Consider the following 26397-nt stretch of genomic DNA (forward strand, 5'->3'; position numbering starts at 1 on the left):
GAACAGTGGAACCCGCATCATGAACGCAATGATTTCGAATCTCGCCCCGCCCGGACCGCGCCGCGGCGCGCACCGTCGGAAGATCGCGCGGCTCGCGGCTCTGGCCGCCTCGGCCAGCCTCACGGCGATCGCCTCGCCGGCATATGCGCAATGCGTCGAAGGGCCGCCGGCCACCTTCACCTGCGCGGGCCAGACCGACGTGGCGCAGGCTATCATCGCCGACGATGCGAAGGTGACCGCCAATCCCGCATTCGAAGTCGATACAAGCGGCAATGGCAACGGCCTTGCACTCGACGTGAGCGGAGACGGCCTGATCAGCTATGAGGGCGGCGAAGCCTTTACCGGCGCGGGCGTGCGCTTCGCGACGACCGGGAGCAGCGGCCTGTCGGGTGGCGAGCTCAGCATCTTTTCGAACGCCGACATCTTCGCCAATGGCACGCGCGGGCTTCGCCTCGAAAACAGCGGCGGTGGCGACACCGTGGCCAGCTGGCTCGGGACGATCTCGAACATCGCCGGCGACGGAGTCTTCTCCAGCAGCGATTTCGGCGCGGGCGATCTCAGCCTGATCGTCAAGGATGTGAGCGCGCGCGACGATGGCATCCGCATCGCTTACGGTGCGAACGGATCGGCGACGGTCACTGCGGTCGGTCCGGTGTCCGGCCAGACGGGCGCGGGCGTGCGCATCATCGCGGGCGACGCGTCCGACGATGTCGACCTCACCGTCGGCGAGGTCACCGGTGGCACTTTCGGCATCATCGTCGACAGCACCGGCACCGACCTGGTCAAGGTCGACGCGGGCGGGACCGTGACAGGGCTGAGCGCCGACGGCATTCGCGTCTCCGCCGGTGCCGATACCCTCGGAATCGACATTCGCACCGCGCAGGTGAACGGCGCGACAAGCGGCATCACCGCCAGCAGCCTGGGCAGCGGGAACCTGTCCATCGTCGCGACCGGGCTGGTCGCCGGTGCGAGCGAGAATGGCATCTTCGCGTCCAGTCAGGGCCTCGTCGGCGACCTGTCGATCACCGCCACCGACGTGATCGGGGATACGGGCATCCGCACCTATAATAGCGGCGTTGGCACCACCACGGTCATCGCGACCGGCACCGTAAGCGGCTTCGGCGATGACGGGATCAACGTCCTCGGAGACGTGGCCACCACCGACATGCTGGTCGATGTGCATGACGTCGTGGGTGCGACCCGGGGCATTCGCGCCGAAAATCTTGGATCGGGCGACACGGTCGTGCGCGCCAGCGGGCAGGTGACTTCGGCATCGACCGGCATTTCGATCCTCACGACCGCCGCGAGCCAGAGCGCATTGATCGAGGCCGTCGACGTGACCAGCGACACCACCGCCATCACCTTGACGCATGAAGGAATCGGGCTTGCGCAGGTGAACGCGACCGGAAACCTCATCGGCACCCTGGGCAGCGGAATCTCGGTCGTCGCCGGCATGGGAGCGACCGATATCCGGGTCAACGCCGTCAATGTGACCGGCGGCAATTTCGGCATGTATACCCGCAACGAAGGCACCGGCGAGACCTTCATCGCCGTCACCGGGCTCGTCGTGGCCACCGAATCCAGCCCCTATGGCTATGGCATCCTCGCGCAAAATCGCGAGGGAAAGACGACCGATCTCTTCCTACGCGCAGCCGAGGTCCAGTCAAGCCGATATGGCATCGTTGCGGAGAGCGACGGGTCGGGGACGATGACCGTGCTCGCAGACAAGGTGACCGGCCAGACCGCGGCTGCCGTGCGGGTCTATGCCGAAGAGGCGGTCAGCGCAGTCAATGTCAGCATCGGCGAGGCGACGGGCGGCACCACGGGCATCGAAGTCTTCAACATGGCGAGCGGGTTCGCCAGCATCGAGGCGACCGGGACCGTCACGGGACTGAGCGAAACCGGCATCTCGGTGGAGGCCGGTATCAATTCCACCGGCATCGACATCCGTGCCAACCAGGTCAATGGCGAGCTCGCCGGGATCGCGGCCATCAACAACGGCACTGGAAACACCGCGATCACTGCCTCCGGACGGGTCTCCAGCAATTCGGGCTACGGCATCGTCGCCACCAACGATTCGTCCGCAAACGCCATCGCGATCACGTCCGCCGATGTCGTCGGGGCATTTGGCATCGTCGCGATCAACTCGGGCAGCGGATCGACCGGCGTCACCTCGACCGGCGACGTCGCCGGCTCCACCTTCGATGGCATCCGCCTGGCAAACGCATCGACGGCGACCGACCTGTCGGCCGATGTCGCCAATGTCGAAGGCCAGCAGATCGGGATCAACCTCTCGAACAACGGCACGGGCGTCACCAGCGTTCGTGCAAGCGGCACCGTCACCGGCATCACCGGAAGCGGCATCGGGATCCAGACCGGGACGGCGGCGACGGACGTTTCGGTCGAGGTTGTCGATGTCGCCGGAAGCTCCGGGATCGCCGTCACCAATTTCGGTGTCGGCGCGACCGGCATCACCGCGACGGGCAGCGTCAGCGGCACCGCCGTCGATGGGGTTGGCATCGGCGTGACCAACGGGACCGGAGCGACCGACATCCGCGTCGCTGCGGTCAGTGTCGCGGGCGGAGACCGCGGCATCAGCACCGTCAACGACGGGTCGGGCGAGACGCTCATCTCGGCGACCGGGCTCGTCTCGGGGTACGAATTCGGTGTCTTCGCGCAAAACGGCGGGGGCGCGAGCGATCTGACGGTGCGCGCCAGTGCCGTGGCAGCCAATGGAGACGGCATCGGTGTCGCAAATCTTGGCAGCGGCACCACCAGCGTCATCGCGGCGGGGACCGTCTCGGCCGAGACGGGAGCCGGCATCCGGGCGCTCGCGGGAGCAACCGCCGGCGACCTGACCATCGAGGCCGGCACGGTCGCGGGCCGCACCTTCGGCATTTACGCGCAAAATGATGGGCTTGGCGCCGCTTCGGTCACCGCCACCGGGCTTGTCAGCGCCGAGGATTTCGGCATTTACGCGCGGACCGAATTCACCTCGACCGACATGACGATCCGCGCGGCCGACGTCCAGAGCAGCAGCTACGGCATTGCGGCGACCAATTTGGGAACCGGCACCACCACCATTATCGCCACCGGTCAGGTCAATGGCGTGGATGAGGCCGGAATCACTGCGGGCGGCGGCGCGAACAGCGGCGACCTCACCGTCCTTGCCGCCCGCGTGTCGGGCGGCGTGAGCGGCCTGCGCATCGACAATGAGGGCACCGGCGCAACGTCGATCCGGACAACCGGGGTCGTCACCGGTGGCGAATTCGGGATCCTCGCCGAAAATGACCAGAGTACGACCAACCTGACGATCCGCGCGACCGAAGTTCAGGCCGTCGGCAACGCAATCACTGCCGAAAATCTTGGGAGCGGCGAGACCGCGATCGTCACCACTGGCACAGTCACCTCGCAGGATAAGACGGGCATCCTCGTCTTCGCCGGCGGCAACTCGGGTGACATCACCGTGGAATCGGGCAACGCATCCGGCGGTCTGAGCGGCATCTCGGCGATCAATTTCGGGCTGGGCGACACGCGCATCACCGTGAACGGTGTTGCGCAGGGTAACACCAACGGCGTCGAGGCTTTCTCCGACGGCAACCAGCAAGTGGTGATCGTCAACAACGGCACGATTCGCAACGTCTCCGGGCTAGGATCGGGCAGGGCGATCAGCGCGAGCGGAGGGGCGGTTGCTATCGGCAATACCGCGACCTTGCTCGGCACCGTCGAAATCGCTGGCGACAGCAGCTTGCTGCTCAACTCGGGCACCTGGCGGAGCACCGGCGGCATCAGCAACTTCGCGACGCTCGACGATACCCTGCTCAATTCCCCAACCGGTACCATTCTCGGTGGCGTATTGGGTGCGACGGCCGAAACCACTGTCTGGCAGGGGCTTGAGCGTTTCCAGCAAGGCGGCCTGCTCAGGCTCCAGGACGGCGGCGTCGGCGACATCGTCCAAACCTCGGCGGCTACGACCTTCGCAAACGGTTCGGTGCTGTCGGTGGACATTGCCGGGCTGAACGCCGCGGACAGTTTCCGCACGACGGGGAAGGTCACGATCGAGACGGGCAGCAGGCTGCAGGCGACGACGACCCTACCGCTGGTGCTCTACGGCAAACATGTCGTGGTTCAGGCGGATGGCGGGCTAACCGGCCAGTTCGTTTTCGAGGATCAATTCCTGACGGCTTTCGCAGGGCTTCGCGACGGCTACACACCGACGAGCGCGTTCCTCGAATTCGCCCAGCTCAAGCCGCTGGCCAGCGCAGGGCTCACCCCCAACCAGAAGGCGGCCGCGGCGGGCGCGGACAGCCTGCCCAACGGCAATCCGGTCAAGGACGCCTTGCTGCTGCTGCCGACCGACGCCGCGGCGCAGGTCGCCTTCGACCAGCTTTCCGGCGAGATCCATCCATCCGCGCGAAACGCGATGGTTGAGGACAGCCGGCTGGTCCGGGGCGCCGTGCTCGACCGCCTTGCCGACGGCCAGCCGGGCTGGTCGGTCTGGGGCCGCCTGTTGACCACCTCGGGGATCAGCGATGGCGATTACAACGCGGCTGAACTCGATCGCGATACCAAGGGCGGGGTGATCGGGCTGGACCGCAGCGTCGGGCCGGTGACGATCGGGGTGGCCGGCGGCTGGACCGACACGAAGCTAAGACTCGACCACCGCGACAGCAGCGGTTCGATCGAGGGTCTTCACGGGATGGTCTATGCCGGCGCACGCTTCGGCGGGTTCGGCCTTCGGGGCGGGGTTGGCTATGCCCGCACCTCCACCAAGACGACGCGCCGGATCGCGTTCCAGGGGTTCAGCGCGTCGCCGACCGCCGACTATCACGGCTCGGTGCTGCAGGGCTTTGTCGAGGTCGGCTATCGGGTGCCGCTGGGCAGGGGGTATGTCGAGCCGTTCGTCGGCCTGACCGCCATTCGCGCCAGGACCGATGCGTTCACCGAAGCCAGTGGTCCGGCGGCGCTGTCGGGCGCTGCGATCAGCGAAAAGACGATCGGCTCCACGCTGGGCGCGCGCTTCGAGACCAGCCGCGCCGGTCCCTTCTCGCTGCGCGGCACCGTGGGGTGGCGCCACGGCTGGGACGATCTGGAACCGGTCGGCCGTCATGCCTTTGCCGGCGGGACGCCCTTCACCGTGCTCGGCACGGCCGGATCGAAGGATGCAGGTCTGTTCAATGCGGAGGCACGGTTCCGGCTATCCCCGAGCGCCACTTTGAGTGTCGGTTACGACGGGGTTCTGGGAGTCGGCACAGCCGACCACGCAATCACCGGAGGCCTCAAGATCATCTTCTGATGATCGGCACCGGCGGGCAGGTCCGTTCCTGAACCTGTCCGGCCCCCGGGTGGCTTGCGCCACCCGGGGGATTGAAATGTAACGAAGCCGGGCCCGTTTCTCACGCTCCGTGGCCAATGGTCGCCTGTCTGTTACTGGCCCAATAGCAGCAGCTCTCATCCCAAATTATCCCACCTCATCCCCAACATCCCCAACATCCCGAATAACCACGGACCCAGACCGAGAATCCACAAGGATTTCCTCGTGATAGGGATCATAATCGCCTTCCCCGTCGCGTTCCCACCGCTTCGCTTCCCATTCCTTGTCGGCGCGCTCGGCCAGATTGAAGATCGCATATTGCGCGCGCTTCTGCTGCGCCTCGGCCTCCTGCACCAGCGCAGCCCAGCGGCGTTGCGCGGTCGGGTTGCCCTTGAGCGCCGCATCGCCCATCGCGCGCAGCACCGCCTGGTTCATCGGCATCAGCATCACCGTGTCGCCGTCGCGCACCTCGACCAGGCGATAGGCTTCTTCCAGGATCATCTGCCGCGTCGGTTCGGTGGCGCCGCGCAGCCGGTCGCCCGGCGCGCCTGAGGCGGCCCGGCGCGGCCGGCCCGCCGGATTGCCCGACTTTCCTTTCTTGAACTGATGCTCGACCGGCGGCTTGCCCTGCGCCGCACCCGGTTTGTTCGATTCAATGTTCTGTCGCGTCATGTCATCGCCTCATGGATGAAGGATCGCGCCATAAAAGCAGCTTCAGAGGGGCGGTTGAATCAACCCGCCCTGTTATCCGCAGGGTCTCGCCCTGTTATTTCCAAACACCCGCCCTGTTCCGTGAAATTTCCACCCTGTTATGGCAGAACAGGGCGAGCGCCCGATAATCATCTGAGATACAAGTGGAATTTCTCCAACAAAGTTGGAGATAACAGGGCGAGAAAAAATTCGCCGCCCTGTTCCGCCCTGTTCTTGCCGATAACAGGGCGCCTGGACCGCCAACCTTGCGGGACACTGAAGTCGGGTAGCCGTGACCCCCGATCGCCGATAGCAATGTCCGGTACAGTCGGTTTTTCGGGAGTTGGACAATGTCGTTCGAAGGAAGCTGCCATTGCGGCGCGGTCACATTCACCGTCGAGGGGGATGTGCCCGCCACCGCCATCTCCTGCAATTGCTCGCATTGCCGCCGCAAAGGCCTGCTGCTCGCCTTCACGCCGCGCAGCAGCTTCACCCTCGACAGCGGGGAGGAGTCTCTCACCACTTATCTCTTCAACACGCACCAGATCGAGCACCAGTTCTGCCGGACCTGCGGCACGGAGCCGTTCGCTTATGGCGTCAGCCCCGACGGGTCAGAAACCAGCGCGATCAACCTGCGCTGCGTGCCGTCCGCCGATCTGGATTCGCTCGACCTTCACCGGTTCGACGGCGCCAGTCGCTGATACCGGACTACCCGGTCGCTCAGCCCTCGCGCAGGCCGACCCCGATCGACGCGCGGGCCTGGTCGGCCTCGCTCGACACTACGGGATAGGCGGCATAATCGGCCGCATAAAAGGCGGTCGGCCGGTGGTTGCCCGACAGGCCGATCCCGCCGAACGGCGCCTTGATCGAGGCGCCGTTGGTCGGCTTGTTCCAGTTGACGATGCCCGCCCGCGCATTGGCCCAGAAGCGATCGTACAGCGCCGGATCCTGGCTCAGCAGGGAGGCGGACAGGCCGTATCGGGTGTTGTTCGCCTCGGCGAGCGCATCGTCGAAGGTCTTGGCGCGGATCACCTGCAGGATCGGCCCGAACAGCTCGATATCGGGCCGGTCGCGCATCTCGGTCGTGTCGATCAGCGCCGGGATCAGGAAGGGGCGCCCCTCGACCACGCGCTCCAGATGGCGGATCGGGCGACCGCCGCGCATCATCAGCTCCAGGAAGCTCTCGGTCAGCAGGTCGGCTGCTTCATTGTCGATCACCGGCCCCATGAAGGGGGCCGGATTGGCGTGCGGCTCGCCGACGATCAGGCGGCCGACCAGCTTGTTCACCGTCTCGATCAGCGGCTCGTACAGTCTTTCGTCCACGATCAGCCGCCGCGCGGCGGTGCAGCGCTGCCCGGCGGTGGTGAAGGCGGACTGTACGATGACGATCGCCGCGCTGTGCAGGTCCGGCGTGTCCCACGCGATGATGGGGTTGTTGCCACCCATCTCCAGCGCCAGGATCTTGTCCGGCCGGTTGGCGAAGGCACGGTTGAGCGAGACGCCGGTATGCGCGGATCCGGTGAAGAGCAGCCCGTCGATGCCGTCATGCACGGCAAGCGCCTTGCCCTCGGCCGGCCCGCCGATCAGCACGCGGATGCAGCCCTGGGGCACGCCGGCGCCGTGGAAACACTCGACGAGAAAGGCGCCGCTGGCCGGTGCCTTCTCCGATGGCTTGAACACGACCGCATTGCCCGCGAGCAGCGCGGGCACGATATGCCCGTTCGGCAGGTGTGCCGGAAAATTGTACGGCCCGAGCACCGCCAGCACGCCGTGTGGTTTGTGGCGCAGCGCCACGCGCGACCCCATTGGCGCGTCGAGCCGGCGCTGCGAGGTGCGCTCGGCATAGGCGCTGACCGAGATGTCGACCCGCGCGATCACCGATTCGATCTCGGTACGCGATTCCCACAGCGGCTTGCCGGTCTCGCGGGCGATCAGGTCGGCAAAGGCGTCCGCCTTGGCGCGCACCACATTGGCGAAGCGGCGCAGCGTCTCGATTCGATAGGCGAGGGGACGGGCGGCCCATTCGGCCCAGCTCGCCCGCGCCATCGCGACCTCGGCATCCACATCGCCGATTTCGCGCCGCCAGAGAATCGCGCCGGTCGCTGGTTCTGTCGAAACGATCTCGGATGCCATGCTAAATCGGTCTTGCCCTAATTTGTGCCCCAATTCCACTAATCCGGTTCAGCGGGAAGACAGCGCGTCACCCATCTCGCGTATCGCGGCGACCTTCGCGTGAAAGGCGGACCAGTCGTCATGCCCGTCGATTCCCGACCAGATCGATTCGACCTCGTCGATCAGCATCGAACAGGGCGCGCCCTGCCAATAGCGGTGCTCGCGGTTGCTGCGCGGCGCATAGGTGGCCAGCACCGACCTGACCTCGTCGAACGCGGCGCCGTAACTCTCTGGCAGCGTTCCACCGAACGCGTCGAAGAAGAACCGGTCGATAGAGGCGCTTTCGCTGCGCAGTACGCGTTCGACCGCCTGCACCAGCGCCCGGTCGCTTTCGGCATCGCGCGGCGTCAGGCCAAGCCGCCAGAGGATCGCGCCCGATACGGCTGGCTGGTAGTGCTCGCCGAACCGTTCGAGCACCGCGATCAGCGGCTCGGCGTCGCTGATCAGGCGCAGCGACACCGCAAGCTGCATCACGTCCCAATGGATCGCCTCGGGCTGGCGCCCGAACGCATAGAGCCCGGCATGGTCGAAATAGGCGGCGGTGAAGCCCGGGTCCCAGGTCGGCGCGAAGCGCCACGGCCCGTAATCGAAGCTCTCACCGGTCACGTTGATATTGTCGCTGTTGAGCACCCCGTGGACGAAGCCCGCCGCCATGTAGCTCGCGGCCAGCGTTGCGCCGCGCCGGACGACATGGTCGAGCAGCCGCACCGCGGCGTCGTCCCCGGCTTCCTCGCCATAATAGTGGCGCAGCACATAGGCCGTCAGCGCCCGGATGCCGTCCTCGTCGCGGTGGTAGGCGAGCCGCTGGAACGTGCCGATCCGGATATGCCCATGGCTCAGCCGCACCAGCACTGCGGAACGGGTGGGCGAGGGCTCGTCGCCGCGCTCCAGCGCTTCGCCGGTTTCGATCAGCGAGAAGCTGCGCGACGTCTCGACGCCGAGCGCTTCCAGCATCTCGGTTGCCAGCACCTCGCGCATGCCGCCCTTCAGCGTCAGCCGCCCGTCGCCGAAGCGGCTCCACGGCGTCTGGCCGGATCCCTTGGTGCCCAGGTCCATCAGCCGCCCGCGGTCGTCGCGCAGTTGCGCGAACAGGAAACCGCGCCCGTCGCCGATATCGGGGTTGTACACGCGGAACTGGTGCCCGTGATAGCGCAGCGCCAGCGGCCGGCTCAGGCTGCCTTCCACAGGCTGGAAACGGCCGAAATGCGCCACCCATTCGGTATCGCTCAGCCCCTCCAGTCCAAGGCTCGCCGCCGCGCGATCGTTGCGGAATCGCAGCCTCGTCTCGGGGAAGTCGGCCGCATCGACCGGGTCGTAGAACCGGTCTCCCAGGTCGAGGATCGCGGTTTCGGGCCGATATGCTTGCGGGGGGCGGGTCATCCGGCGATATGGGAGCCGCCAACCGCAGGATGCAACCATGTCCACCTATGAAAATCGTTATTGGTGGTCGAACGACGGGCTGCGGCTGCATTATCGCGACTATCCCGGGCGGGACGATCGCCCACCGATCCTCTGCCTGCCGGGCCTGACCCGCAACGCCCGCGATTTCGAGGATGTAGCGGCTCGGCTTTCGCCCGAATGGCGCGTCATCGCGATCGATCTGCGTGGGCGGGGCGAGAGCGCCTATGCCAAGGATCCGATGAGCTATGTCCCGCTTACCTATGTCCAGGATGTCGAGGCGCTGCTCGGCGAGCTTGGCGTGTCGTCCTACATCGCCTTCGGCACGTCGCTCGGCGGCATCGTGACGATGCTGCTCGCCGGTACCGCGCGGGAGAAGATCGTCGGCGCCCTGCTCAACGATGTCGGGCCGGAGATCGAATCGGCGGGCCTGTCGCGCATCCGCACCTATGTCGGCAAGTCGAACACCTGGCCGACCTGGATGCATGCGGCGCGCGCGGTCGCCGAGGCGAATTCGGATGTCTATCCGGCCTATGAGGTCGAGGACTGGCTGGCCATGGCCAAGCGCCTCTACCGGCTCAACAGTTCGGGCCGCATCGTGCTCGACTATGACATGAAGATCGCGGAGCCGTTCCGCGTGCCCGGCAACGAGGCCGGACCCGACATGTGGAGCGCGCTCAATCGCCTGAAGCAGGTGCCGACCCTGATCGTGCGCGGTGGCCGGTCCGACGTGCTGAGCGCCCGCACGGCGGAACGCATGGCCGCATCGCTCGACGATGCCGAACTGGTGACGGTCGATGGCGTCGGCCACACGCCAACGCTGGACGAGCCCGAAGCAGTAGCGGCGGTCGATCGCCTGCTAGCGCGCATCGTACGTCAGTGAGAAGTCGTCGCGCGACAATGTTATGGGCGGCTACCCTGGTCTTTGTGACCGGAGCGTCATCCGCTGCCGTGCCAGCAAGGGCGGGCTATGAGCTTTCGGCCGAGCATGACCGGTGCATGGTGTCCGGCGACGCTGCACGCGGCGTGACGGCCGCCATCGTCGATTGCAACAGGGAAGAACTGGACCGACAGGATGTGCGCCTGAACGCGGCCTATCGAAAGGTCATGGCGCGGCTCGGCCCCACTCGGAAAGCCAGACTGAGAACCGCCGAACGCGCCTGGATCAAAGATCGCGAGCGAGCCTGCGAAAGAGCCGCCGAGCCAGAGGCGGGAGGGACGCTTGCGCTGATCCTTCGCTCCGCCTGCTTCGCGAAAGAGACAAAGGACCGCGCCGACTATCTGGAAGCATATCGCTAGCTGGGGCGGAACCCGGCGCGGCCTGAGCCGTCTTCCTTCATATCAACGGGAGGCACATATGCTCGATCTGTCGGACGCCCATACCGAAGTCGTCGGTCTCGCCGGCAAGCGCGCGATCATCACCGGCGGCACGACCGGTATCGGCCGCGCCATTGCGGTGCTGCTCGCGTCGGAGGGCGTGCGGGTCTTCATCTGCGGCCGCGACCCGGACCATCTGGACGATGCGCTCACGCGGATCCGCGAGGTTGGTGAGGGCGATGGCATCGCCACCGACTTGGCCGTTCCCGACAATGTCGCCGCCTTTGTAGATGCGGGCATCGCCTGGCTCGGCGGGCTCGACATCGCGGTCATCAACGCCGCGATCGCCGCCGAGGCGCTCAGCGACATGTCCGAAAAGGATCTGCGCTATGCCATCGCCACCGACTTCACCGCCTATCTGCTTACGGCGCATGCAGCGGTCGAAAAGCTTGACGGGCAGGGCGACATCATCCTGATCGGCTCGATGAGCGCGCATGTGCTCGGGCCGCAATCGACCGTCTATGCCGGCATCAAATACGGCATCCAGGGCTTCGCCGAGGCATTCCGCCGCGAGATGGGGCCAAAGGGCGTCAAGGTCGCGCTTGTCGAGCCCGGCAAGACCGGTGCCGACATGCAATTACCCGACATCCCGCCCGAGAAGCAGCGCGAGATGATCCACAAGGGGGAGATGCTGCGCGCCGAGGACATCGCCGTCGGTGTCCACTACATCCTCACTCAACCCAACCGTGCGGTCGTCCAGCAACTGACGATCACGCCCCGCATGCAGGCTGATGAATGACCTTTTCCTTCGACCGTCTCGTCTTCGCTCCTGCCGACGTCGACCTGTCCCGCTCGCCGCTCGCCGGCAAGCTGGGCGTGGAGACCTATATCCTCGGCGCGTTCAATCCGGGCATGACGCGCTTGCCCAACGGCAATTTGCTGCTGATGGTGCGAGTGGCGGAAGCGCTGCGCACACCGATCCGCGACGGGCATATCCATGCGATCCGGTGGGAGGACGGCGGCTACAGGCTCGACGCCTGGCCGCTCGAATATGTCGATACGTCCGATCCCCGGAAGTTCATGATGCGCGGTGGCGGCTGGAAAGTGATGGCGCTGACCTCGCTGTCCTGGCTGCTGCCGGTCGAGCTTTCGGCCGACGGCCGCAGCGTCGTCGCGGTGCATTATGACCGCGCCATCGTGCCGCGCGCGTCGTATCAATGTTACGGCGTCGAGGATGCACGGATCAGCAAGGTCGGCGATCGCTATCTGATGACGACCTGCTCGGTCAGTCCGGAACGCCATTCGACGACGCTCTATAGCTCGGATGACGCGATGGAATGGAAACTCGAGGGCATCGTGCTCGATCACCAGAACAAGGACATGCTGATCTTCGAAGGGCTGATCGGCGGCAAGCATTGGGCGCAGACCCGCCCGCTCGGCGATCTCTATTTCGCGTATCCGCCCGGCAGCGAATGGCGGGCAGGGCCATCGATCAACCTCGCGACCTCGCCTGACGCGCTTCACTGGAAGCCCTATGACGAACCGGGCATCCGCCCGCATTCCGCCACCATGGCGACCGCGCGCATGGGGGGCGGCGCGCCGCCGGTCCTGACGGAGGATGGCTGGCTGAGCCTGTGGCATGGTGTCGAGCCGCTCGGGGTGGTCGGCATCTACCGAACCTACTGGTCGCTGCTGGACCGCGACGATCCGTCGAAGGTGCTCCGCACCAGCCACGATCCGCTGATCCAGCCCGCACCCGCGCTGACCGAGCCGCTGAAGGACCTGATGTATCTGGAGAACGTCGTTTTCACGACCGGCATCGTGGATGCGGGCGATCACTATATCGTGGCGAGCGGCGAGGCCGATCTGGCCTGCCGCATAACACATATCCCCAAGACGGCGTTCGCTTGATCCCTCTCTCGCTTGCGGTAGGGGCGCGAAGTAATGACGCCCCGATCATTTCCCGCTAACGCACCGTCCCGATGTCACCGCCGATCAATATCCTGCACCTGCATTCCACCTTCAGCCTAGGCGGCAAGGAGGCGCGTGCGGTTCGCCTGATGAACGCGTTCGGGGATCGTGCGCGGCACACCATCGTCTCCGGCATGCCCGACCAGCTCGGCGCGCGCGACGCGATCGCGGCGGGGATCAGATACGAGATCGCGCAGAACCCACCCTCACTCACCGGCAAGCCCTCGGTGTCGCGTTACGAGGCGCTGGCGAAATATATGCGCCGGTTCGATCTGGTGCTGACCTACAATTGGGGGGCGGTCGATGGCGTGATGGCGCGGCGCGTCTTTTCCAAGGGCATGCCACCGCTGGTCCATCACGAAGACGGCTTCAACGCGGACGAGGCGGGTGGCCTGAAGATCGAGCGCAACATGTACCGTCGGTTTGCGCTGCCGGCGGCGCATGCGCTGGTCGTGCCCTCGCAGACGCTCGAGAAGATCGCGCAGCGCAGCTGGAAGCAGCCGGCCGTCCGTCTTCACCGCATCTCCAATGGCATCGATACCGCGCTCTACGCGGCGAAGCCCGATCCCAAGGCGATCCCGGGCTTCCGTCGCAAGCCTGGCGAAGTCGTCATCGGCACGCTCGCCGGTCTGCGCGAGGTGAAAGACCTGCCCGCCCTGGTCCGCGCGGCCGGCGGTGTTTCCGCCCGGGTGCGGCTGGTCATCGTCGGAGAGGGGCCTGAGCGCGAGCGGATCATGGATGCCGCCGAAGCGATGGGCATGGAGGATCGTATCCATCTGCCCGGCTTCCTGCCCGATCCACACCGCTATATCGGCCTGTTCGATATCCTCGCACTATCGTCGAAGAGCGAGCAATTCCCGATCGCGGTGGTCGAGGGCATGGCCGCCGGTCTGCCGATCGTGGCGCCGAACGTCGGCGACGTGCGGCATATGGTGGCGCTAGAGAACGAGGTGTATATCGTCGACCGCGGTGAGGTTCGGCTGCGGGATTCGCTGCAGGCGCTCGCGGGCGCCTCGCCGGCTGCGCGTGCCCAGCTTGGGTCCCGAAACAGGGCAAAGGCAGTGGCCGAGTATGACGAACGGGTGATGATTGCCCGCTATATCGGGCTTTACGAAGAGGCGATGGGCAGGCCGAGCACCCTTGGCTAAGTCGCAATTTTCTCGCTAAGCGCAACCCAAACGCTATATCGAACGTAAGTCAAAGTTGGAGGTCGTGTGTTTAAAGGTCTGAAGCCCATCATCTATAACGGTCAGGAAGTATGGCCGCTGGTGGAGGGTGGAAAAGGCGTTGCCGCGACCAACCACGCGTCTGCGGGGGCCTGGGCTGCGGCCGGTGGAATCGGCACCGTATCCGCCGTGAATGCAGACAGTTACGATCCCGACGGCAAGATCATCCCCCAAATCTATCGTGCGCTCAATCGCCGCGAGCGGCACGAGGAACTCATCGACTATGCGATCGAGGGCGCGGTTCAGCAGGTGAAGCGCGCGTTCGAGATCGCTGGCGGCAAGGGCGCGATCAACATCAACGTGCTGTGGGAAATGGGGGGCGCCCAGCGCATCCTTCACGGCGTGCTGGAGCGGACTCGCGGCATGGTCGCGGGCGTCACCTGCGGAGCCGGCATGCCTTACAAGCTCAGCGAGATCGCGGCGTCTTACAATGTCCATTACCTGCCGATCGTCAGCTCGGGCCGTGCGTTCCGCGCACTGTGGAAGCGCGCCTATTCGAAGGCCGCGGAATGGCTGGCCGCAGTCGTCTATGAGGACCCCTGGCTCGCCGGTGGCCATAACGGCCTGTCGAACGCGGAAGACCCGCTGAAGCCGGAAGATCCCTATCCGCGCGTAAAGGCGCTGCGCGAGACGATGCGCGAAGGCGGCATTTCCGACGACGTGCCGATCATCATGGCCGGCGGGGTCTGGTATCTGCGCGACTGGAACAACTGGATCGATAACCCCGAGCTGGGCAGCATCGCCTTCCAGTTCGGCACGCGCCCGCTGTTGACGCAGGAAAGCCCGATCCCGGAAGGCTGGAAGACAAAGCTGACCAATATCGAGGAAGGCGAGGTCCTGCTTCATCGTTTCTCGCCGACCGGTTTCTATTCAAGCGCCGTCCGCAATCCCTTCCTGCGCGCGCTCGAAGCGCGGTCGGAGCGACAGATCGCCTTTTCCACCCAAGAAGCCGGCGACCACATCTTCCAGCTCGACGTAGGCGTGAAGGGGAAGAATTTCTGGGTGACCCGCAACGACCTGCTCCGCGCGCGCCAATGGTTCGGCGAAGGCTTCACGGATGCGCTGAAGACCCCCGACAACACGCTCGTCTTCGTATCACCCGAGGAAAAGGGCGTGATCCGCAAGGACCAGGCCGATTGCATGGGCTGCCTCAGTCAGTGCGCCTTTTCCTCCTGGGCCGATAGCGAAACCAATTCCACCGGGCGCCTCGCCGATCCGCGCAGCTTCTGCATCCAGAAGACGTTGCAGGACATCGCCCATGGCGGGCCCATCGACCAGAACCTGATGTTCGCCGGGCATGGCGCTTATAATTTCAAGAAGGATCCGTTCTATTCGAACGGCTTCGTGCCGACGGTGAAGCAGCTCGTCGACCGAATCCTGACCGGCGACTGAGGCGGTTAGGACTATGCTGCCTGCAATATTGACGCAGGTGGCTCCTCGCTCGTAAACACCCGCTCCGGGCGGCCCGGCTGGGCCGCCCTTTTCTATTGAGGAGACCTGCGGTGCCCATCACCCCACTCATGCCCGTCTACCCGCGTTGCGGCGTGCGGCCGGTGCGAGGCGAGGGCTGCTATCTGATCGGGGAGCAGGGCGAACGCTATCTCGATTTCGCCAGCGGCATCGCGGTCAACGCATTGGGCCATGGCCATCCAAAGCTCGTGAAGGCGATCGCGGATCAGGCTGCGACCCTGATGCATGTGTCGAACCTGTACGGCAGCCCGCAGGGCGAGCATTTCGCACAGCGGCTGATCGATGCGACCTTCGCCGATACGGTGTTCTTCACCAATTCGGGGGCCGAGGCGGTCGAATGCGCGATCAAGACGGCGCGGCGCTATCACTATGTCGCCGGCAACCCGCAGCGGCATGACCTCATCACCTTCAACAACGCGTTCCATGGCCGCACTCTAGGCACGATCAGCGCGACCAACCAGTCCAAGATGCGCGACGGCTTCGAGCCGCTGCTGCCGGGCTTCAAATATGCGCCGTTCAACGATCTAGAGGCGGCGCTTGCGCTGGTCGACGACAATACGGCAGGTTTCCTGGTCGAGCCGATCCAGGGCGAGGGCGGCCTGACGCCTGCGACTGAGGCGTTCCTTCAAGGGCTGCGCAAGGCCTGTGACGATAAGGGCCTCCTGCTCGTCCTCGACGAGGTCCAGGCCGGCTATGGCCGCACCGGCAAGCTGTTCGCGCATGAGCATTACGGCGTGGTTCCGGACATCATCGCTGTCGCCAAGGGTATTGGCGGCGGCTTCCCGCTCGGCGCGTGCCTCGCGACCGAGGAAGCAGCCAAGGGCATGGTGATCGGCACGCACGGCTCCACCTATGGCGGCAACCCGCTCGCCATGGCTGCGGGCGAGGCGGTGCTCGACGTGATCCTGGAGCCGGGTTTCCTCGACAACGTCACTACGATGGGCGAACGCCTTCGCCAGGGTCTGGAGCAGATGATCCCCAACCATGATCACCTGTTCGACAGCGTGCGCGGCAAGGGGCTTATGCTCGGCGTCAAGCTCAAGTCCGACAGTCGGCGATTTGTCGCGCACTGCCGTGACAATCACGGCCTGCTCACGGTCGCGGCAGGCGAAAATGTCGTGCGGATCTTGCCGCCGCTGGTGATCGACGAAAGCCATATCGCCGAGTGCATCGAGAGGTTGTCCGAGGCGGCGCGGGCGTATGTGCCCGCATCGGACGACTAGCGTGTCGATCCGTCATTTCCTCAACCTGTCGGACGCCGGCGCGGACGGCATCGCCTCGATGCTGTCCGACGCGATCGATCGCAAGGCGGCACGTGCCGGCTGGCCAAAGGGGAGGGCGGACGCCGACGCGCCGCTCGCCGGCCATGTGCTTGCGATGGTGTTCGAGAAGAACTCGACCCGTACCCGAGTGTCGTTCGACATGGCGATCCGCCAACTCGGCGGCAGCTCGGTCGTGATGGACGCCGGCACGACGCAGCTCGGCCGCGGCGAGACTGTCGCCGATACCGCCCGCATCCTGTCGGGCTATTGCGACGCGATCATGATCCGCACGGACGACCATGCAAAGGTCGAGGAGATGGCAGCCTATGCCAGCGTGCCGGTCATCAATGGCCTGACCGACTTGTCGCATCCCTGCCAGCTCGTCGCCGACCTGCTGACCATCGTCGAAAGCGGCAAATCGTTGCCCGGACTCAAGGTGGCCTGGCTGGGTGACGGCAACAATGTGCTCACCTCGCTCATCGAGGCGGCGTCGCTCCTGCATTTCGACGTGACGGCTGCCTGTCCGCAAGGATACCAGCCCGAGGAACACCTGATCGAGCGCGCCGGTGGCCGTGCCCGCGTTGTCGCCGATCCGCGCGAGGCGGTCGAAGGGGCTGATGTGGTCGTCACTGACACCTGGATTTCGATGGGCCAACTGCATGCCGAGACCAAGCTTGCGGCGATGCTGCCCTATCAGGTCACCGAAGCGCTGATGGCGATGGCCAAACCCGAGGCGAAGTTCCTTCACTGCCTGCCGGCCCACCGCGAAGAGGAGGTCGTCACCGCCGTGATCGACGGCCCGCAATCGCTGATCTGGGAAGAGGCGGAGAACCGCCTGCATGCCCAGAAGTCCGTCCTCCGCTGGTGCTTTGGCCAGATCGGTTGATAGGCGCTTCGGCGCACCTATCTTCAAGTCGATAGAATCCCGTCCGCCCCAAGCCAGTCGAGGGGCCGTTCTTGCTTCGTCGAAGGAAGATTGGGGCTTCGAACAGCTCAGCCGAAATGGTGTGGAATGAACGAGACAAAATCCCAGGATCTGGACCGCGCGCTTGGCTTCACCATCGCGACGCGCAACGCGCGCGGCCGCGTCGTGCGCTTGGGACCCGTGCTCGACGAGATTCTGTCCGCACATGCCTATCCCCCGGCGATCGAAGCCCTGCTTGCCGAGGCGTTGACACTTGCTGCGCTGATCGGATCGACGCTCAAAGATGCCGGCGGCCAGCTTACGCTTCAAGCCCAGACCGATGGCGGTGTCGTGAAGCTTCTCGTCTGCGATTATCGCGGCGGGGAAGTCCGCGGTTATGTTCAGTTCGACGCTGAACGTCTGGCGGAGGGCCCGCAGGATCCGACTCTGTTCGCACTGTTCGGGCAAGGCTATCTCGCCATCACCTTCGATCAGGCGGCGACCAAGGAGCGCTATCAGGGGATTGTCCCGCTCGATGGTGCGACCCTGGCCGAGGCGGCGCAGAATTATTTTGTCCAGTCGGAGCAGATTCCCACCTTGATCCGTGTCGGAATCGCGCGGGACGAAGAGGGCCGTCACGTCTCGGGCGGGCTATTCCTCCAGCATTTGCCCGAGGGCGAGGATGGTCGCGAACGCATTCATACCCGGCTCGATCATCCCGAATGGGAGCATGTAGTGGCCCTTGGTCAGACCATGGGGGCCGATGAACTCGCCGATTCGTCGATCCCGCTCGACGCGTTGGTGTGGCGCCTGTTCAATGAAGAGGAGGAGGTTCGCCTTTTGCCCGCGGCATCACTTGTGCGCGGCTGCCGCTGCTCGCCTGACTACATCGCCTCCGTCCTGTCGAAATTCCCGGCCGAGGAGCAGCGGTCCATGGCTGATGAGAACGGGATGATCGTGGTCGATTGCGCATTCTGCGCGCGGACGTTTCCGGTGCCCGTCGTCGATCATTACGCGGCCTGAACGGTGTTGAATCTCGTTCGCAAGTGCGGCAAACATAAAACGGGTCGCTGGCTTGATGCCCCGGAGGGGCACCCGTGGCGAGCGAGGTTCTAGATGATCGATGTTCAGCGTATCGCGCGGCGCGGATTGGCAGGCCTGCTCCTTGCAGCAGGCCTGGTCACTGCCGCCCCCGCGCGCGCACCGCAACTTGCAGTGCTCGCGCGCATCGAGACCGGGCAGTGGCAGCTTCGCGAATCTGGTTCGACCGCGGCAGGGCGGTCGATCTGTGTTTCCGATCCGGCGGTGCTGCTCCAGATCGGGCATGTCGGCGCGCAGTGTTCGCGTTTCGTGATTGCCGATACGCCCGATAGCGCGACGGTCCATTATACCTGCCCCGGCGCGGGCCATGGCCGCACCGCGCTGACGCTCGAGACGCCGCGACTGCTGCGCCTGCAGACTCAGGGCATGGCAGGCGGCGCGCCGTTCGACCTGGATTACGAGGCTCGCCGGGTGGGGGCCTGCGCACCCAAGGCACTCGCGGCGCATTAACGCGGTGGTTACCGCATCGCCTTACAAGGAGGCTCGTGTCATTCGTGGGCACGGTTTTCTCCCTAATGGCTCCATGGAGCATCACTGGGTCGCTCTAGAGGCGGCCCGTTTTTTGTGAAGAGACGCACGGGATTGCGGAGCGGCGATGCAGTCCCTAGTTCTGCGCGCATCATGACAAGTTCAACGACCCTGGCGGTCGCCCTTGTGTCGGGCGGCCTGGATTCGATGGTGGCGGCGGCGCGTGCGCGTGAGGACGGCCATCGCTTGCTCGCGCTTTCAGTCGATTATAACCAGCGACACCGGCTCGAACTCGCGGCCGCGCGGCGCATCGCGACCCTGCTCGGGGCGGAGCGCCATGTCGTGCTGCCGCTCGATCTCTCGGCCTTTGGCGGATCAGCGCTCACCGACGACATCGCCGTGCCCAAGACCGGTGTGGAGGAGGGCATTCCCATCACCTATGTACCGGCGCGCAACACGATCTTCCTCAGCCTCGCATTGGGCTGGGCCGAGGCGGCCGGCGCGCGGGACCTGTATATTGGCGTCAACGCGCTCGATTATTCGGGATATCCCGATTGCCGCCCAGAATTCATCGCCGAGTTCGAGAAGCTCGCCGAAGTCGCCACCAAGGCGGGTATCGAAGGGCAACCCTTCCACATCCATGCGCCACTGCAGAATATGACCAAGGCCGATATCGTGCGCGAGGCGGCGCGGCTCGGGCTCGATGCCGGGATCAGCTGGTCATGCTATGATCCGGCGCCGGGCGGGGTGCATTGCGGCCTGTGCGACAGCTGCCGCCTGCGCGCCAAGGGCTTCGAGGAGGCCGGGCTCCCCGATCCTACTCGCTACGCCGACCTCACCTGAGCCGATCGGCGATGAGCTACGCGGTCAAGGAGATGTTCCTCACCCTGCAGGGTGAGGGCGTGAATGCCGGGCGTCGCGCAGTGTTCGTGCGCTTTGCCGGCTGCAACCTATGGTCGGGCCGCGAACAGGACCGAGCGGCGGCTGTTTGCCGTTTCTGCGACACCGACTTTGTCGGGACGGACGGCGCAGGCGGTGGCAAGTTTGCCGATGCTGCGGCGCTGGCGGCGGCTGTAGCCGATCATTGGGGTGAGGGGGCATCTGAGCGTTTCGTGGTGCTGACCGGCGGCGAGCCGATGCTGCAGGTCGACGATGCGCTGGTCGTCGCCCTTCATGGCGCAGGATTCACCATTGCGATCGAGAGCAACGGCACGATTGCCGCGCATCCGGGCATCGACTGGGTCTGTATCAGCCCCAAGGCCGGCAGTATCGTCGTGCAGCAATCGGGTGACGAGCTTAAGCTGGTCTGGCCGCAGGCCGGCACCGATGTCGAGGCGATCGAGGGTTGGGACTTCAGCCATTTTCTCGTCCAGCCGATGGACGATGCCCGGATCGCAGAAAATCAGGCAGCGGCGATCGATTTCGTGCTCAACCGCCCGCATTGGCGCCTGACTTTGCAGGCGCACAAGGCGCTGGGACTGCGCTAGAATTCGTTTCGAACGTCGTCGAGAAACAGGCCGCAGACGCTAAGCAGGGTTTCTCGACGATGCCGGAAACGAACGGGCAGGATCGAGATCAGTTGATAGTGCTCACCTGAAAGGCGCCGCATTTCTTGGTGACCCAATTGCCCTTCTTGTCCCAGCACATCTCGTCGAGCCGGGGCAGGGCGCCTGCCTGGCGGGTGTAGAGGATGCCGCGCGGGAAGCGCTGCTCACCGGTGGGGACCAGACTGTTGCGCAACTCGCGCGTGCGGTTTTCGGCGATCTGGTAGAAGGAACCGCGCGGTACGAAGATAGCATCGCGCGCGATCGATGCTGCGGTCTGGCAGAAGCCATATTGTGCAGCGACCGTGGTGAAGCCCGAATAGGTACGGGTGCCGAACTGGTCGAGCGCGGTCTGGCCGGCCTTTACCGTCTTCGCCGTGCGCGCGAAATATTTGGTCAGAACGTCATAGGATTTCTTCAGCTCGTCCTCATGGTTGAGCAGGATGACGTTGTAGTTCGCCTGGGTCATCAGCGTCGGCTCGAACTGGCATTGCAACGCGGCGACGTTGAGCGCCGCGCGCATGTTCCAGACCAGGGCTGCGCGCTGCTCGGCTTCGGTCGCACCGGGCAGCTCTTGGCCGAGGCCGGTTTCGTGGCCGCGCACCGCGATTCCCTTCATGTCTTTCTCGACAAGGAAGAACTGCGCCGAGGCGGGCGCTGCGTGGAGTGTGCCAGCCGCGACGGCGGAGATACAAAGGATATGCAACAGCTTCATGATCGCCTCGTCATCCTCTCGAAGACTTGTCGAATGGGGTTAAGGCTTTTCGATTCCCAACCCAAGCCTTTTTCCACGCGGCAATTTTCCTGCCTGAAATCGAATGGCGGTTGAATCGAAAGGGCCGCCCGGTTTCCCGGACGGCCCCCAAAGCAATCAAGCCCGAAGGGCGATTACTGAGTGTTCGTGGTCGTGGTGGTCGAAGTTTCGTTGGTCACGACTGCGGTGTCGTTGCCCATCATGTTGCCGTCCATCGACGTGCTGTCGACAGTGGTCATGTTGTCGGTGATGGTCGCGTCGTTGCCCATCTCGGTGACGGTGGTGTCGTTCGTGGTGGTCGTCTCGGTCTTCGTGCCGCAAGCCGAAACCATCAGCGCCGCGCCGGCGATCATCGAACCGGTAACGACCTTGGAAATGAATGCACGCATTGGAAAGCTCCCTAGATAGTGGATTTGGATGGTCTCGAGACCCTTAATACCCAAACCGTGGTGGACATTAGTCTGATATCGAGCGCCCCTCAAGCCTCGTTTTGACGGCCTGACGAAAGAGTGCCGAGGAACGTGGAACTCGCAAACGCGAGTGCAGCGTCAAAAGTTGCAAAGTCCGATGGCTTTCCGAGCACGGCGGCGCTGGTGACAGGATAGTCGGGCAGGCCGCACGGCACGATCCCGCCGAAATGCGACAGGTCGGGCGACAGGTTGACCGAGAAGCCGTGCAGGGTGACCCATTTCCGGACACGCACGCCGATCGCGCCGATCTTGGCCTCCGCCGTACCGCCGAAGGGAGAGGGCACGTTCGTCCAGATACCGATGCGGCCTGGCGCGCGGAAAGCCTCGATGCCGATCTCGGCGAGCGCCGCGATCAGCCAGCCTTCTAGACTATGCACGAAGTGCCGTACGTCGCGCCCGCGACGGTTGAGATCGAGCACCAGATAGCCGATCCGCTGGCCGGGGCCGTGATAGGTATAGCGGCCGCCGCGCCCGGTCTGGACGACGGGGAAGCGTGGATCGAGCAGCTCGGCCGGATCGGCGCTGGTCCCGCCGGTATACACGGGCGGATGCTCGAGCAGCCAGATCAGCTCGCGCGCCTCGCCGGCGGCGACGGCCGCAGCGCGTGTCTCCATGACGGTGATGGCTTCGTCATAGGGCATCGGCGCTGGCTCGACGCGCCACTCGATCTCGTCGGGAAAGGCAGTCACGCGAGCCCGATTGCGCCACTCCGGCGTCTTGCGCAAGCATTGGCGCACTGTGGGAAGCTGCGCTAACAGGGCTGCCGGCGCGGACGCGCCACGGGAGGACGAGACGAATATGGTAAGCATGGGAACGGTCTGGGATCGAACGACCGAATTCTTGAGCGACAATGTCTCCGCGATCTTCCCGATCGCGTTCCTGGCAATCTATCTTCCCGGCGTCCTGTCCTCCAGTCTCGAACCGCTGAGCGCGCAGCCCGGCGCGACTGCCGTTACGGTCCAGATCCTGTCGCTGGTCCTGGCGCTTGTCGGCGCCTGGGGGCAGCTTGTCATCACCGCGCTGGTGCTCGACCCGGGCGGAGGCAGGAGCGTGGCGGCGGCTCTCGCTGCGCGGCGGTTCCTGCCCCTTATCGGCCTGCTGCTGATCCTGTTCGCCGGCCTTTTCGCGCTGATGCTGCCCGTACCGGTGGCGCTCACCTTGTCCGGCTTCGACTTCCAGGCGGCGATGACCGGCGGAAAGGCCGATCTTCCGACGGGCGTGGGCGGCTTTTTGTCGATCTATGTGCTGTTGCTGACGGCGCTGCTGCTGTGGCTCGGCGCCCGGCTAGCCCTGATCACTCCGATCGTGCTGAAGGAGGGGAGCGGGTTCACGGCGCTGCGGCGGTCGTTCACGCTGACACGGCCGATCACGTGGAGAATCCTGGGGGTTATCGTCCTTTACGTGGTGGTCTTCGGGGTGTCGGTCCTTGCGGCCAAGCTGGTGTTCGGATCGATCTTCAGGCTGATCGCCGGCGGCGATGGGCCGGTGACGGTCGGCAGCGTGATGACGGCGCTCCTGGTCGGCATCGTGGTCACTGCCTTCAGCGTGCTCGCCTCCGCCTTCGGTGGAAGGCTCTATCTGGCTGCGCGCGATGCGCGCGAGGCGATTGTCGACTCGCTATGACCCTCGATGTGATCGGCGTCTTCAGCGACGCCTGGCGGTTGTGCAAGCGCGACCGCGACCTGCTGATCGGTGTCGCGGGTTTCTTTCTGTTCGTGCCGCAACTGGCGATGAAGCTGTTCGTCGCCCTGCCGCCGGATCCACCCAAGACGATGGACAATGCCGGGCTTCGCGCCTGGCTCGATGCGGTGGAATCCTGGTCGTCGCAATATAGTCTGACCGTCATCCTGATTTCGCTGATCTCGCTGTTCGGCAGCCTTGCCGTGTTCACCCTCTATCTCGATCCCGAGCGACCGGACGTGCGGCGGGGGCTGACGCGTGCCCTGCGACTGTCGCCGCGCTTCCTGCTGCTCGCAATCATCATGGCGATCCCGGTCCAGATCGGCCTGCTGATGTTCCTCCTGCCGGGCTTCTACTTGCAAGGGCGCCTGTTGCTGGCGGCGCCTGCTGTCGTCGCCGAGCAGCCGCTTGGGGCCGGGGCTGCCATGGCGCGCAGCGTTGCGCTCACTCGCGGCAACGGGCTGATCCTGGCCGGCTTCGCTTGCCTGGCGTTGCTGGTGGGCGACCTCGTCTCGCAGCTGTTCGTTAAGATCGGCGGGATGATGGGCGGCGCACCGATGGCCAATCCGGTGGTGGCGGCCCTGCTCGATCTCGCAGCCGCTGCCGGTGTCACGATCACATTGCTCGCCACGATCCTGGTGCAGGTCTCACTCTACCGGCGACTGGCATCGAGCCGCGGGATCTGAGGCGCTGCGTCGGGCGGCAGCATGCCGATCGCACGGGGATCAGGGAACGTCTCGATCGTCCGCGAGATCGCGGTGAAGCCTGATGCCCGGTAGAAACCGAGCGCCGAAGGATGATCGAGCGTGCAGGTGTGCACCCAGACGCGCTCGACGCCCTTGATCCAGCTGCGCGCCATCGCCTCGGCCATCAGCCAGCGGCCATGACCTTGTCCGGCCAGTTCGGGGATCAGGCCGAAATAGGAAATCTCGCAATCGCGCGACACACGGAAATCCAGCTCGAGCATGCCGACCTCGACGCCGGCGGGATCGACCGCGGCGAAGATGGCGATGCCGGGATCATGGATGATTCGCGTCAGCGCGGCCTCATCCATCGCCAGCCGCGAGAACCAGAGCCAGGGCGCACCGATTCGCCGGAACAGCGCGCGATATTTCTCCGATGACGGTTCTTTCCAGGTGACCAGCCTAAGGCGGGAAGCGGGCAGGGGCCGGAGCGGCGGGCGTTGTCGCATCTCCAGCGTAGTGACGATCGTCGCCACCTCGTTCGGCGAGACCGGCGTCAGTCCCACCCCATCACTCCCATGTGGCGACCGGCGGCAGGCTCATCAGAATCGCGTCAATATTGCCCCCGGTCTTGAGCCCGAACAAAGTGCCGCGGTCATAGACCAGGTTGAATTCGGCATAGCGGCCGCGCCAGGCGCGTTGTGCGGCGACATCCGCCTCGGTGAACGAATCCCCCATCCGCCGCCGCACGATCCGCGGAAAAGCATCGAGAAAGGCGCGGCCGACATCCTGGGTGAAGGCGAAGTTTGCCGCGAAATCACCCTCCAGGTGATCGTAGAAGATGCCGCCCACGCCGCGGTGCACCTGGCGGTGAGGGATGTAGAAATAGTCGTCGGCCCATTTCGTGAAGCGCGGATAATGCGCCGGATCATGCGCGTCGCACGCCGTCTTCAGCGTCGCGTGGAAATCCTCGGTATCGGTCGCGACGGGCAGGGGAGGATTGAGATCGGCTCCGCCGCCAAACCAGCGTTTCGTGGTGACCAGGAACCGCGTGTTCATGTGGACGGCGGGCACATGCGGGTTCGCCATGTGCGCTACCAGGCTGATGCCGGTGGCGAAAAAGCGCGGATCCTCGCCCGCGCCGTGGATCGACTTGGCGAAGTCGCCCTCGAAGGTGCCGCCGACGGTCGAGATATTGACGCCGACCTTTTCGAAGACCTTGCCTTTCATCACACCGCGCACGCCGCCGCCGCCGGGTTCCCCCGAAGGATCGGTGCGATCCCAGGCGATATAGTCGAAGCAGGCGTCCGATCCGGCCTCGGCCTCGATCGATTCGAATTCGGCGCAGATCTGGTCGCGCAGGCTTTCGAACCAGGCGCGGGCGGTGGATTGTTCGGTGTCGAGTTCCATAGGTCACGCCTTTGCCGATGGAATCCCTCGAAGTCGAGAAGACGGATTGTCCCATGCCATCGCCGGCACGGGCGTTGAATCAGGCCGGCCAGCCTTTGGTCTGCCGCAATGCCTCGCCCAGCGCGATTCCCGCGGCGACCGCGACGTTCAGCGATCGCATGCCCTCAACCAGCGGAATGCGTACCGCAAGATCGGCGCGCGTATGGACATGCAGCGGCACGCCGGCGCTCTCGCTGCCCATCAGCAGCACATCGTCCGGCTGGAAGACGGCCTCGTCGATGCGTACGCCGCCTTGAGTCGTCAGCAGCACGATGCGCCCGGGTACCTGGGCCTCGAAGGCGGACCAGTCGACATGGCGAACCACCTGGGCTGTGTCGAGATAGTCCATGCCTGCGCGGGCAAGGGCGCGATCGCCCCAGGCGAATCCCATCGGTTCGATCAGATCGACCCCGACCTTCAGACAGGAGGAAAGCCGAAGGATCGTGCCGACATTGCCGGCGATATCGGGTTGGTAAAGTGCCACACGCATGCATCTCGCTTAGGCCTTTGCCCGCTACCGTAAC

Annotated in this window: 25 protein-coding genes; 16 read left to right on the forward strand and 9 right to left on the reverse strand. The window is 65.0% G+C overall.

Annotation, left to right across the window (positions count from 1 at the left end):
• The first annotated feature begins 19 nt into the window (after window positions 1-19).
• Entirely contained in the window at window positions 20-5296 is a 5277-nt protein-coding gene (locus AC1DT7_RS07030) for an autotransporter domain-containing protein (protein WP_478035178.1), read from the forward strand.
• 165 nt (window positions 5297-5461) lie between these two features.
• Here AC1DT7_RS07030 and AC1DT7_RS07035 read toward each other — a convergent pair whose 3' ends face one another.
• Window positions 5462-5986: a DUF5681 domain-containing protein gene (locus AC1DT7_RS07035; protein ID WP_478035180.1), complete on the reverse strand. Its 525-nt coding sequence runs from the start codon at window positions 5984-5986 to the stop codon at window positions 5462-5464.
• Window positions 5987-6354: 368 nt separating this feature from the next.
• Between AC1DT7_RS07035 and AC1DT7_RS07040 the strand changes: the two genes are divergently transcribed.
• Window positions 6355-6705: a GFA family protein gene (locus AC1DT7_RS07040; RefSeq protein ID WP_478035181.1), complete on the forward strand. Its 351-nt coding sequence runs from the start codon at window positions 6355-6357 to the stop codon at window positions 6703-6705.
• A 19-nt stretch (window positions 6706-6724) separates the two neighbouring features.
• On the opposite strand, the gene astD is transcribed toward AC1DT7_RS07040, so the two are convergent.
• Window positions 6725-8137 carry a succinylglutamate-semialdehyde dehydrogenase gene (astD, locus tag AC1DT7_RS07045; protein ID WP_478035182.1) on the reverse strand — a complete coding sequence of 471 codons (1413 nt, stop codon included), beginning with the start codon at window positions 8135-8137 and terminating at the stop codon, window positions 6725-6727.
• Between the two features lie 48 nt (window positions 8138-8185).
• On the reverse strand, window positions 8186-9556 hold the full coding sequence (locus tag AC1DT7_RS07050; RefSeq protein ID WP_478035183.1) for a protein adenylyltransferase SelO: 1371 nt from the start codon (window positions 9554-9556) through the stop codon (window positions 8186-8188).
• 37 nt (window positions 9557-9593) lie between these two features.
• On the opposite strand from AC1DT7_RS07050, the gene AC1DT7_RS07055 reads away from it, so the two are divergent.
• From AC1DT7_RS07055 to queE, 12 genes are all read left to right on the forward strand, one after another.
• Window positions 9594-10457 (forward strand): alpha/beta fold hydrolase, encoded by an 864-nt coding sequence (locus AC1DT7_RS07055; RefSeq protein WP_478035185.1) that lies wholly within the window; start codon window positions 9594-9596, stop codon window positions 10455-10457.
• 116 nt (window positions 10458-10573) lie between these two features.
• A complete protein-coding gene (locus AC1DT7_RS07060; RefSeq protein WP_478035186.1) occupies window positions 10574-10873 on the forward strand; it encodes a lysozyme inhibitor LprI family protein in 300 nt (99 codons plus the stop codon).
• 58 nt (window positions 10874-10931) lie between these two features.
• A complete protein-coding gene (locus AC1DT7_RS07065) occupies window positions 10932-11690 on the forward strand; it encodes an SDR family oxidoreductase (protein WP_478035188.1) in 759 nt (252 codons plus the stop codon).
• Complete coding sequence (locus tag AC1DT7_RS07070) at window positions 11687-12802, forward strand: glycoside hydrolase family 130 protein (RefSeq protein ID WP_478035189.1); 1116 nt, start codon at window positions 11687-11689, stop codon at window positions 12800-12802. The genes AC1DT7_RS07065 and AC1DT7_RS07070 overlap by 4 nt, the downstream gene beginning before the upstream one ends.
• Before the next feature lie 71 nt (window positions 12803-12873).
• Window positions 12874-14010, forward strand: coding sequence for a glycosyltransferase (locus AC1DT7_RS07075; protein ID WP_478035190.1), 1137 nt, complete (start codon window positions 12874-12876; stop codon window positions 14008-14010).
• Window positions 14011-14076: 66 nt separating this feature from the next.
• Window positions 14077-15480, forward strand: a complete 1404-nt coding sequence (locus AC1DT7_RS07080; RefSeq protein ID WP_478035192.1) for an NAD(P)H-dependent flavin oxidoreductase — start codon at window positions 14077-14079, stop codon at window positions 15478-15480.
• Between the two features lie 110 nt (window positions 15481-15590).
• Window positions 15591-16781: an acetylornithine transaminase gene (locus tag AC1DT7_RS07085; RefSeq protein WP_478035193.1), complete on the forward strand. Its 1191-nt coding sequence runs from the start codon at window positions 15591-15593 to the stop codon at window positions 16779-16781.
• A 7-nt stretch (window positions 16782-16788) separates the two neighbouring features.
• Entirely contained in the window at window positions 16789-17706 is a 918-nt protein-coding gene (gene argF, locus AC1DT7_RS07090) for an ornithine carbamoyltransferase (RefSeq protein ID WP_478035358.1), read from the forward strand.
• 126 nt (window positions 17707-17832) lie between these two features.
• Entirely contained in the window at window positions 17833-18747 is a 915-nt protein-coding gene (gene hslO / locus AC1DT7_RS07095; RefSeq protein ID WP_478035195.1) for an Hsp33 family molecular chaperone HslO, read from the forward strand.
• Between the two features lie 93 nt (window positions 18748-18840).
• On the forward strand, window positions 18841-19275 hold the full coding sequence (locus AC1DT7_RS07100) for a DUF3617 domain-containing protein (RefSeq protein ID WP_478035196.1): 435 nt from the start codon (window positions 18841-18843) through the stop codon (window positions 19273-19275).
• A gap of 171 nt (window positions 19276-19446) precedes the next feature.
• A complete protein-coding gene (gene queC / locus AC1DT7_RS07105; protein ID WP_478035197.1) occupies window positions 19447-20136 on the forward strand; it encodes a 7-cyano-7-deazaguanine synthase QueC in 690 nt (229 codons plus the stop codon).
• Between the two features lie 11 nt (window positions 20137-20147).
• Window positions 20148-20780, forward strand: a complete 633-nt coding sequence (gene queE / locus AC1DT7_RS07110) for a 7-carboxy-7-deazaguanine synthase (protein WP_478035199.1) — start codon at window positions 20148-20150, stop codon at window positions 20778-20780.
• A gap of 88 nt (window positions 20781-20868) precedes the next feature.
• On the opposite strand, the gene AC1DT7_RS07115 is transcribed toward queE, so the two are convergent.
• From AC1DT7_RS07115 to lipB, 3 genes are all read right to left on the reverse strand, one after another.
• Window positions 20869-21552, reverse strand: a complete 684-nt coding sequence (locus AC1DT7_RS07115; protein WP_478035200.1) for a hypothetical protein — start codon at window positions 21550-21552, stop codon at window positions 20869-20871.
• Window positions 21553-21725: 173 nt separating this feature from the next.
• Window positions 21726-21980, reverse strand: a complete 255-nt coding sequence (locus tag AC1DT7_RS07120) for a hypothetical protein (RefSeq protein WP_478035202.1) — start codon at window positions 21978-21980, stop codon at window positions 21726-21728.
• 89 nt (window positions 21981-22069) lie between these two features.
• On the reverse strand, window positions 22070-22750 hold the full coding sequence (lipB, locus tag AC1DT7_RS07125; protein ID WP_478035203.1) for a lipoyl(octanoyl) transferase LipB: 681 nt from the start codon (window positions 22748-22750) through the stop codon (window positions 22070-22072).
• Window positions 22751-22859: 109 nt separating this feature from the next.
• Here lipB and AC1DT7_RS07130 point away from each other — a divergent pair, with 109 nt between their 5' ends.
• Together AC1DT7_RS07130 and AC1DT7_RS07135 are read left to right on the forward strand one after the other, a co-directional pair.
• On the forward strand, window positions 22860-23684 hold the full coding sequence (locus AC1DT7_RS07130) for a hypothetical protein (protein WP_478035205.1): 825 nt from the start codon (window positions 22860-22862) through the stop codon (window positions 23682-23684).
• Window positions 23681-24427, forward strand: coding sequence for a hypothetical protein (locus AC1DT7_RS07135; protein WP_478035207.1), 747 nt, complete (start codon window positions 23681-23683; stop codon window positions 24425-24427). The genes AC1DT7_RS07130 and AC1DT7_RS07135 overlap by 4 nt, the downstream gene beginning before the upstream one ends.
• Here the strand turns inward: AC1DT7_RS07135 and AC1DT7_RS07140 are convergent.
• The 3 genes from AC1DT7_RS07140 to AC1DT7_RS07150 all read right to left on the reverse strand — a co-directional run bounded on the left by AC1DT7_RS07140 (window position 24394) and on the right by AC1DT7_RS07150 (window position 26363).
• Entirely contained in the window at window positions 24394-24990 is a 597-nt protein-coding gene (locus tag AC1DT7_RS07140) for a GNAT family N-acetyltransferase (RefSeq protein ID WP_478035209.1), read from the reverse strand. The two genes, AC1DT7_RS07135 and AC1DT7_RS07140, sit on opposite strands and share 34 nt — an antisense overlap.
• Window positions 24991-24994: 4 nt before the next feature.
• Entirely contained in the window at window positions 24995-25834 is an 840-nt protein-coding gene (gene hemF / locus AC1DT7_RS07145) for an oxygen-dependent coproporphyrinogen oxidase (protein ID WP_478035210.1), read from the reverse strand.
• Window positions 25835-25913: 79 nt separating this feature from the next.
• Complete coding sequence (locus AC1DT7_RS07150) at window positions 25914-26363, reverse strand: tRNA (cytidine(34)-2'-O)-methyltransferase (protein WP_478035212.1); 450 nt, start codon at window positions 26361-26363, stop codon at window positions 25914-25916.
• Between the last annotated feature and the right edge of the window lie 34 nt (window positions 26364-26397).

Source organism: Sphingomonas sp. P3_C6 (assembly GCF_056402595.1).